Raw genomic sequence first — 3,412 nt, forward strand, 5'->3', positions numbered from 1 at the left:
CCATAAGGCTATAGTCAGTGCCTGCCAGCAGCCTAAGCTGTACGGTGTCAGTCCCTGAGCCTGCGACAGCGGTCTCGGTGATGGTGTCCTGCAGCGCTACTTTGAAGTTAGCTGCGGTAGTCCCGCTACGGGTGAGGTCAACGATATAAGTGTCATCGCCCAGCCCGCCGATCAATGTATCAATTCCATACTGACCGTCAAGAATATCATGACCAGCAACGCCACTGAGTACATCGTTTCCAGCACCACCTTGTAAGTTGTTGTCAAAACTATTACCAGTTATTTTGTCATTGCCAGCGCCACCAATCGCATTTTCAATCACGACATTAAAGGCAATGGCAACGTTATCTTGTTGTACAGAAGTATTGTTAGGGCCTATTCTAAATGTTTGACCTAATCGACTGAATGAGCCCGCTTCAAGGCTAATAACTCCACCGGTAGATGAAGTGTACTTAATGGTATCGTTACCGCCTCCATCCCAAATGGTTTCATAGTAACGTTGTGAGGATGTAAACTCATAGACGTTATCACCAGAGTTATAGTCATTGTTAGCACCATATAAATGTTGTATGGCCAGAATGTCATACAACATTGGCGTCGTGGGATAGTACTCATTTTGACCATCAAAAAATGTACCTGGCATATCTGAATAACTCATGACTGTATACTGGATATAGTCAAGGTTTCTAGGCAAACCGATATCACCGGCTTCTTCAGCAAAAGAATGATCCAGACCCAAGGCGTGCCCAATCTCATGCAAGCCTACAAAATGGCCCATTGCCCCAGTTGAAAAATCATAACCAGTCGAGTCTGGTTGGGTTTGGTTAAACCAGATATCACCGCTTCTGGTGTAAGGAAAAAATAAAGAGTAGTCATACCACTCTGGCTCTACTGCATAAGTGTATGCGTAAACTTCTGGTGACATAGAACCGTCACTAGTGAAACCAAAGCGAATATCACCCACTGTAGAAGTCGTTTCATCGACCTTGATAAAATCCAGATTGGCTACACTCGCCCAGGCATTCAAAGCAAGAGTGATACCGTTTTGCTGATTACTGTCGAGAGAGATCAGAGAAGCGTAGTCAGCTTTAAAGTCTGGCTGGGGGTTGAGAATGCCATAACCATTAATCAAATCCTGAGACCAGTATTCATCATTTCGTGACGTTGGAAAACTATAATAAATAGTCGCAGAACTACCAATGGGCCCGCCCCACTTATTTCCGAGAAGCAAAACATTTAAATAAGGATTGCTTGAACTTGAGCCAGCATCAAATAATGTAATCTCGCTGGTCGTATCGGGCGTAGGGATTGTCATATCATCTCAAGTTTTTGTCATTTAAAAACCAGTGAATTCCTGGTGCATTCACTGGTATTTGTTTTTAATTAAGTAGAGCTAATCAATCAGTAAGTTATTATGCTGGGCGAGATAACCAATCAATTGAGCTTCGTTATTGGTTCCAGTGGCGGTGTAAAGATTGGTGTTAGATAATACAATCCGCGCATCCTCCTCTGCCGAATTGTAATTGCCGCCCGTAAAGTTTCCAGCTGAACTAATGCGTATTTCAGTTGAGCCACCTTGTATTGAAATATCCAGATACTGAAGAATATTATTGGATGACTCACCAGTGAGTAAGTCTCTTAAATCTAGCGAATCGTCATCAGCAATCGAGAAGTCTGTAACAGTATCTGTATTATTTGCGACGTTTCCTGGGTTGACTGCATCAGGTGAAAACCATTTAAAAGTATCAGCTCCTGAACCACCTATCAGTACATCGTTACCTAAGCCACCCCAAAGAATATCGTCGCCAGCTCCAGCATTTAACCGATCATTCCCCTCATTCCCAATTAGAGTATTAACATAATCATTACCTGTTAATTTATTATTCAGAGCATTGCCTACTAAAAGAGAGTCGGTCAGTCCATTTCCAATTGAATTCGGAAACACGAGGTTTTCTACATTAGGAGTATCTTCAAGTCTGTAAGCTGTGCCATAACCGAGAAAGACTATGGTGTCTTCACCTTCGTTTTCGTGTTCTGAAATTGTGGAGTATGGGCCTGCATAGTAGGTATCATTCCCTTTACCTCCAGCCATATATGTGTAGCCAGATCCGGAAATTGTGTCGTTACCATCACCGCCAAACAGATTGTCACCATAAACAGAACCGTTGCCGTTAATAATATCGTCTCCGTTACCACCAAAAATATAATCATCGCTTGACGTCGAAGTGGCTGTCAGAGTGTCAGCATTACCAGTTCCGATAAGTGTTTGACCAGACATCAAAACGGTAAAATTTAAATATGTGATTGTTCCAGTAGGATTAATGAGATTGGCAAATTTATATGCTGTTTGTGGTCCATTAGCATCGTAGTCATAATAGATATCACCTGTAGAAGTGTTGTAAATAATATAGTCATTATCGTCTAGCGCGCTTATATACCCAGCGCCAATACGTACTTCATCAGGGTCTACTGCCCCTTTTAAATCCTTGAAATATGGATACGACTCATTGAATTGGAATTTATCTTCTGATGCATTAAAGTTTAATATCTTATCTACTGAGTTGTTGTAGACAATGTCTGAGCTATACAAGAACGTATCGTTTCCAGAACCCCCATCCATAACATCGCTACCACCTTTTCCAAAAAGAATATCATCGCCTTCCTGACCAAACATTGTATCCACTAGAGATGCATAATCGTTACCCGTAATAAAATCATTACCAGCCAGGCCATAATATGTGTCAATTTCAGAGTTCATTGTTACAGCATCATCAGCATTTGTACCAAATTTCGTTGTAGCTCTCTGTAAATAAAAGTCAAAAGAGTCGAGGTTTATATTGCCTGTCAGCTGAAGCTGGAAATCTGCAATAGCGTCACCAGTAGTGTCAGCGTATAAGAATGTCTTATCTTGTGAATGAGTGTACCAAATCGAGTTAGTAGATGCTGTCGTTCCCGAAAACGATAAATCAAAACCACCACCATTCAGTATTGAAAAATCTAACTTATCGACTCCTTGAGTGAAATCAAGGATTGTATCCATTGAACTTGCGGTAGAGTCTGTTGCATTGACATATTGAAACACATCGACCCCGGCACCACCCCTCAAGGTATCACTTCCCAATCCTCCAATGAGGGTGTCATTGCCAGCACCGCCATCAAGGATGTTATCTGCATCATTACCGGTGAGGGTGTTGGCGAGTGCATTGCCGGTGAGGTTAAGTTTGGTTGTGCCTGTGGCTGACGCATCGAAGTTCTCGAGGTTAGCCCCCAGGGTGAGGGTAGTGGCATTCGCCATAAGGCTATAGTCAGTGCCTGCCAGCAGCCTAAGCTGTACGGTGTCAGTCCCTGAGCCTGCGACAGCGGTCTCGGTGATGGTGTCCTGCAGCGCTACTTTGAAGTTAGCTGCGGTAGT

At 42.8% G+C, this 3,412-nt stretch carries 2 protein-coding genes; both read right to left on the reverse strand.

Features of this window, described 5'->3' with window-relative positions; translation table 11 throughout:
* Positions 1-1,315 (reverse strand): M10 family metallopeptidase (locus tag VK958_RS11870; RefSeq protein WP_325241589.1); only part of this gene is annotated, 1,315 nt, incomplete at its 3' end.
* Positions 1,316-1,393: 78 nt separating this feature from the next.
* On the reverse strand, positions 1,394-3,412 hold a 2,019-nt coding region (locus tag VK958_RS11875; RefSeq protein WP_325241591.1), incomplete at its 5' end, for a calcium-binding protein.

The sequence above is a fragment of the Methylophilus sp. genome (genome assembly GCF_035460085.1).
Taxonomy (GTDB): domain Bacteria; phylum Pseudomonadota; class Gammaproteobacteria; order Burkholderiales; family Methylophilaceae; genus Methylophilus.